The following is a 6,225-nucleotide window of genomic DNA, read 5'->3' on the forward strand; positions in this document are numbered from 1 at the left end:
AATGCGCCCAGGCATTACACAAATAGAAGATAACATAAATCAGGATGAATTGATTTTAATTATTGAAGAAGTACAAAATAAACCTTTAGCTTTAGGAATTGCGCTTTTTAATTCAGAAGATATGAAGAATCAAACACAAGGAAAAGTAATAAAAACAATACATTATTTAAATGATAAAATTTGGGGGTTATAAAAACCTTTTTAAACATAAAATAATATAATAGGTATTATGGTAACTGGAAAGTTTGAAGAGAGAAAAATTAAAAGCTCAGAAATTGACAATAAACTTAGACAACTTGTTTTTTTATGTAGGACCTTGGAATTTAAAGATAAAATAGAAAAAGCTATTCAATTTAAAAAAATTGAAAATTTAAATATTACAAATGAGCAAATCGAAGAATTATTCACAATTTTATTTTCAACAAAAAGTAATAAAAATATTAATAATTTTTTTCCCCAAATAAATTATATTTCTAAAGAAGATATTTTTTTTGTTTTTAGAGTCTTATTAACAGTACCAAAGTATAATCATGAATTATGGGTTCAGTTATTTGAAAATAAAGAAAATGCAAAATTAAATTTAGATCCTGATTCAATTAAAATATATATGGATATTTTTATTCAAAGTGAATTATACAATAGTGATTTTATAAAAAAATGTGATATTTATATATAATTATTTTCTTAAGTAATACACAAGTATTAGTGTGATTACAATTGCTAATATACCTATGTGGCCATTTCCAGGTGCTAATCTTTCAAAAGCAAGATAAATAGCAAAAAAGAAAGTTAAAACAAAAGGGACAAATCCCAGCATTGTAAATCTATGAAATCTTTTTATGAATTTTTCAATATTTTTATAAGGAAATTCTAAATGGTGGTAGATAATAGGCATTATAAAAATTCCTAGAGAGATAATACTACAATACAGTGCTCCGATTAATAATTTGTTTTCTAATTCATTTAAGTTTTGTGCTGAAAAGGCAGTAGCTAATAAAAAACCAAAAAGTATTCCAATAACCCCAGTTAAAGTTCTGACTTCCCCTAGTATATCATTTAATTGTTTTCCTATATCATAAGTTTTATTGTTTTTCATGTTCTCATATTAAATACATAAGATATAAATTGTTTTGCTTTGTAAAAAGATATATGAAAAAAGGTCAAGTTAGTGTAGAATTAATGATAATAATAGGTATTATTCTAATTTTAATAATTCCTTCGATAGTTTTTGTATTTAATTTCATAAGGAATGAAGGAAATGATGATTTTGCTGTTTCACAAGCTGATGTTATTACTTCAAGAATTAAATATACAATAAATATGGTTGGTTCTACAGGAACTGGTTCTGCTCTTAAAACAGAAATAGAAATTCCTTATGGTTTTGAAGGAATATCTACAGAAGAAGACGAAATTATTTTAAAAATGTGGACTTCTCCAGGTTTGACTGATTTTGCTAAAGTTACTGATTATCAAATTATTTCCAATGGTTTAGATAAAATAAAAGCACCAGGAACATATATTTTAGAAATAAGTGCATTAAACGAAACATATGTGAATGTGACATTAATGTAAATATATAACATTTATAAACTATTACTAACACAATTATATTATGCCAACACAACAATGGTCTGTGAATTCAGGAAATTATGGAACGCATAAAATAAATTTTATATATGCAGTTTTTAGAGATAAATATAAGCCTTATGAATCAATGCCTTTTATTCCTGTAGAAAGATTTAACAAAGAGCATTTTGATCTTGCTTGTAAATTGTATAGAACTATTGATCCATATTTTATTTATACTCAAAATTCATTAGGTTTAGCTCTTTTATTTTTAGAGAGTAAATTTATATTTGATAAAAATATATCTGTAGAATACATTTTAGATATTTATGAATCTTTAAAAGTTCCTACTTATGATTTTATGGATGGTGTTATAATAGATTCAGGCCATGGGGGAAAAGATCCAGGTGCATGTTGGGATAATACACATACTGAACATATGGTTGTTTCAAAAATTGCTGGTTTATTAGAAGAAGAAATATTTTTAGATGCATCAACAAATTTTATACCTTTAAATTCATTAAAAATTATGTATCCTAATGGTGTTCCTTCAGATGTTAAACCCTCTTTATCAAAAAGAGTAATAACTCCTTATCAATATGCAAAAGATTTAGGTTTAACAACAGAATTTTTTGTATCTTTACATTGTAATGCAGCAGAATCAAAAATAGCAAGAGGACTTTCGATTCATTATAGAGTTGATTATCCAAATAAAATGCAAAATAAAGATTATGCTCAGATTATGTATGATGAAATTATTAAACAAGTTCCTGAGTTAAAAGGGAATAGAACAAAACCATTAGTTGATGAAGGAACAAGATTGGCTGTATTAAATACTGCTTTTACATATAATATTCCAGCTGTTTTAGTTGAAAATGGGTTTATATCAAATGAAGAAGATAAAAATTTATTATTTAATACTGAAATTAGAAAAAAAATAACAAAAGGAATTTATGAAGCACTAAAACAAATACTTCTTAAAATAAATTCTTAAAACTTAACTTCTTATCCATTAACATTAGATTCGTCATCAAAATTTAATTCTGTTCCAATATTTATTTCACCAGTTTCAAATGGGTCTTCTTCATTGTCTTCTTGTGTTTTTTCTTGTTGTGTTTCTTCTGTTTCTATTTTTAGAGGTTTTTTTGTTTCTGGTGTTTCTTCTGGTTCTTCTGTTTTTTCTTTTGGTTCTTCTTCTGGTTCTCTTTTAATTTCTGGTTTTTCAGATCTATTATTAATCCAGTTTTCTATATCTAATATCATTAAATCAAACAAATTCATAATTTTTTCTCCTAATGATTTCTTTTCTTCTGGTTCTTCTATTTTTGGTTCTTCTGTTTTTTCTTCTGTTTCTTCAATTGGTGTTTCTTCTTTTATATTTTCAACTGGTTTTTCTTCTTTTTTATTTTTTCTTGTTGCTTTTTTCTTTTTTTGTTTTTTTGGTTTTTTTTCCTTTGTTTTTTCAATTATTTGTTCTTCTTCTAGTTCTTCTCTTTTTTCTTCTGATTCTTCTTTTTTCTTTATTTTTTCTATTTCTTTTTCTATTTTTTCAATCAATTTTAAAGCTTTTTTATATTTTCTTTTTGTTAAATATGTTGCAGTATTAAACATTGGATTTTGTTCTCTTCCAGATAAACTATTTACAGCATTTCTCCATCCTCTTCTTTTATCTAATTTTTTATAAATTTTAGAAATACCCCATACTGAAGTTCCAGCTATTAGTAAAGAACTACCTACTCCGATTAAAGTTTTTAATATACTACCAGGATAATAATTAAGTGCATTCATAATAACCGAAGAATACGACCAAGTGATAAATGTTACTCCTACAAAAACTCCAACTTTTGTAATTCCCCTACCAATTCTAAATAATATCATTGGTTTTTTTTCTTCATGAGAAAATTCTTTTATAGACTCAATAGCAGATATATTTTGTAAATATAAATTTTTGTTTTTATCATATGTTTCTCCAAGATTATATTTTAAACCTGCTTTTTGTAAGACTTTTTCTTTTTTAAGGCCTTTTCTAATTTCTTTTCCATAACCGGTTAAACCAGTTAAATATCCTTTTTCAGCGAATTCTTTATATTCTTCTAATTTTCTTTGAGCACTTTCTAAGTCTATTTTTACATTAGTTAATTTAAGTGCTCTTCTTAATTCTTTAATTTCTGTTATTCTTTGATCATCTGTTTTTCTTAAATATTTTTTTCTTAAACCATATCCCATCTTCTCACCCCAAAATATGTTATCTTTTATGGTTTTTTAGGTTTAAAAACCTTTTGGTATGTTTTTTATAGTTTATTATTATAAAAATTAATGGTGATATAATGAAAAAAATTATTTGTTTGGTTTTTTTAATATTATCTTTAGCTGTTTTTGCAGATTGCATAGAAATAACTGAAGATTTAGATTTAGATGAGGATAATGAATCCTGTTTTATAATAACTGAAGATGATATTATTTTTGATTGTGGAGGAAATACAATTTGTGAAGATAGTGGAGACACGTGTATAACAATAGATGCAGAAGGAGTAAAAGTAAATGATTGTATAATAGAAGGAGATAGTGATGAAACAGCAATTGAAATAAAAGGAGATGAAGCAGAAATAACTGAATGTGTAATTGATAATTCTGAAACAGGAATTTATATATCGGATATATCTAGTTGCAGTGTTGAAAATATAGAAATTTCTAACTCTGAAACTGGTATGTATATAAAAGATTCAGATGAAATTGAAATAGAAAATATTGAGATGACAGATGTTGAAACTGGTTTAAGTATAAGTTCTTCTCCAGATGTTTCTTTAAAAGATATTTCAGTTGAAACTGATGAATATTTAGCATATTATTTAAGATTTAAAGTAGAAGATGAAGATGAAGATCCAATAGAAGAAGCTGAAGTTACTTTAGAAGCATCAGAAGGTTCTGATCCATTTAGTGGTGATGAAACAGATGAAAATGGATATACTGAATGGCAGGAAGTTCATGTTGTGGAATATGAAGATGATAATGAAATAGAAGTCACCTTTATATTAACTGTTGAATTTGATGATGCAGAATATGAAGATGAAGATTTTGAAGTTTCAGAAACTGAAACAGTAACTATAGAATTAGATACAGATGTAGAAGCTCAAGAAGATGAAGATGAATTAGCACAATTAAATGAAGCATGTACAGGCAATACAGATTGTGCTTCTGGATACTGTTGTTTACAAGGAGATAAAAGATTTACATGTCAATCAGGACCTGCATTTTGTTTAGCATATGAATGTACTGAAAATGATGATTGCGATGATGATGAGAAATGTGAAAATCATGATTGCAAAGCAATAACAGGAACTTGTGGTTATGCAGATGATCATAAATGGATAAATTATGAATGCTGTGAAAATAAAGATTGCGAAGACGATGAAAAATGTGAAAGCCATGAATGTGTTGAGATAAATTGTGATTGTGGTGAAATAAAAGATCATAAGTGTGAAGCAGAATGCTGTGATAATAATGAATGTCCCAAAGGATATAAATGTATAAATATGATTTGTTTATCTGGAGATGCATGTACTTTAGATTCTGAATGTAAAAATACAGAAAAATGTGTTAATAATTTTTGTGAGGAAATAACAGGCAGTTGCGGTTATGCATTTGAACATAGATGGATTTCTTTTGAATGCTGTATGGATTCAGAATGCTCAGATGGAACAACTTGTGTAAATAATGTTTGTAAAAAATCAACACAAGAAACAAATGGAGGAATATGTGCAACTGGATTTATTATTCTTGGCACAATTTTCCTTGGGTTTTATATAAAAAGAGATTAATCAACATTAATATCTTTTGTTCCTTGTTTTTTTCTTTTTAAAATTCTTTCTACTTCTCTTGTTTCTTCTTTATAACAAGTTTCACAAAAACTATGTGTATATCCATACATATCTACATCTTTTTGAGTTTTTTCGTGAATTAATGTCTTTTTACAAATTTCACATTTTTCCCCTTCAAATCCTAAGACCATAAAAATCTCCTCCAAGTCGCTTTCAAAATAATACGATAGAAAAATATTTAAAATAAGATGTAAAAAATAAAAAAAAAGAAAGAGGGAACTTATTTAAGCATTTTTCATTTTTGCTTCTCTTACATATCCGTCTCCGTCTACATAATACATATATCCTTTCTTCTTTTCTATTTGTTCTTTTCCTACTTTACCTTTTTTACCTTTTTTATTATGTTTCATTGGAGCTCTCCAAACATAACCATCTTTACCTACATAGTAAAGATATCCATTTTCTCTTACAATTTGTTCTTTTCCTACTCTTTTTCCCATCAAAATCACCTATATTTTATTTGATATTATGTCTCCTCTAAATAGAAATATAAACCTATCGTCGAAAAAGCCTAGTTTATAGCTATTTTCATAGGTATTTTACCACTTTTATCTTCTAAAAAACATTATTTTTATATTATAATAACAAATGAATGTTTTAATATATGATTATAAATTTTACCTTGTTATATAAATAGGGTGAATTATATGGGTTGGTTAGATAAAATAACTAAAAGCGGTTCTTCTGAGAAAACAGAAATATTTGAGATTGAGGAAAATGAAGTAAAAGGTCCAAATAAATTTATAATAGATGAAATTTATTTAGTTCAAGGATTTCCAGT

General features: G+C 26.2%; 9 protein-coding genes. 5 read left to right on the top strand and 4 right to left on the bottom strand.

Annotation, left to right across the window (positions count from 1 at the left end):
• A partial coding sequence (locus WC356_07070) for a PUA domain-containing protein (GenBank protein MFA5382904.1) occupies positions 1–193 on the top strand: 193 nt, incomplete at its 5' end.
• Positions 194–229: 36 nt separating this feature from the next.
• A complete protein-coding gene (locus tag WC356_07075; GenBank protein MFA5382905.1) occupies positions 230–676 on the top strand; it encodes a hypothetical protein in 447 nt (148 codons plus the stop codon).
• Here the strand turns inward: WC356_07075 and WC356_07080 are convergent, their stop codons facing one another.
• Positions 677–1,096: a DUF6328 family protein gene (locus tag WC356_07080; protein MFA5382906.1), complete on the bottom strand. Its 420-nt coding sequence runs from the start codon at positions 1,094–1,096 to the stop codon at positions 677–679.
• Positions 1,097–1,149: 53 nt separating this feature from the next.
• On the opposite strand from WC356_07080, the gene WC356_07085 reads away from it, so the two are divergent.
• Positions 1,150–1,572 (top strand): class III signal peptide-containing protein, encoded by a 423-nt coding sequence (locus WC356_07085; GenBank protein MFA5382907.1) that lies wholly within the window; start codon positions 1,150–1,152, stop codon positions 1,570–1,572.
• Positions 1,573–1,612: 40 nt separating this feature from the next.
• A complete protein-coding gene (locus WC356_07090) occupies positions 1,613–2,560 on the top strand; it encodes an N-acetylmuramoyl-L-alanine amidase (protein MFA5382908.1) in 948 nt (315 codons plus the stop codon).
• An 11-nt stretch (positions 2,561–2,571) separates the two neighbouring features.
• Here the strand turns inward: WC356_07090 and WC356_07095 are convergent, their stop codons facing one another.
• Positions 2,572–3,792, bottom strand: coding sequence for a hypothetical protein (locus WC356_07095; protein ID MFA5382909.1), 1,221 nt, complete (start codon positions 3,790–3,792; stop codon positions 2,572–2,574).
• Between the two features lie 101 nt (positions 3,793–3,893).
• Between WC356_07095 and WC356_07100 the strand changes: the two genes are divergently transcribed.
• Entirely contained in the window at positions 3,894–5,384 is a 1,491-nt protein-coding gene (locus tag WC356_07100; GenBank protein ID MFA5382910.1) for a right-handed parallel beta-helix repeat-containing protein, read from the top strand.
• Here WC356_07100 and WC356_07105 read toward each other — a convergent pair.
• Both WC356_07105 and WC356_07110 read right to left on the bottom strand, forming a co-directional pair.
• Positions 5,381–5,575 carry a hypothetical protein gene (locus tag WC356_07105; GenBank protein MFA5382911.1) on the bottom strand — a complete coding sequence of 65 codons (195 nt, stop codon included), beginning with the start codon at positions 5,573–5,575 and terminating at the stop codon, positions 5,381–5,383. The two genes, WC356_07100 and WC356_07105, sit on opposite strands and share 4 nt — an antisense overlap.
• A 93-nt stretch (positions 5,576–5,668) precedes the next feature.
• Complete coding sequence (locus tag WC356_07110) at positions 5,669–5,884, bottom strand: hypothetical protein (protein ID MFA5382912.1); 216 nt, start codon at positions 5,882–5,884, stop codon at positions 5,669–5,671.
• Between the last annotated feature and the right edge of the window lie 341 nt (positions 5,885–6,225).

The sequence above is a fragment of the Candidatus Micrarchaeia archaeon genome (genome assembly GCA_041653315.1).
GTDB lineage: Archaea > Micrarchaeota > Micrarchaeia > Anstonellales > JAHKLY01 > JAHKLY01.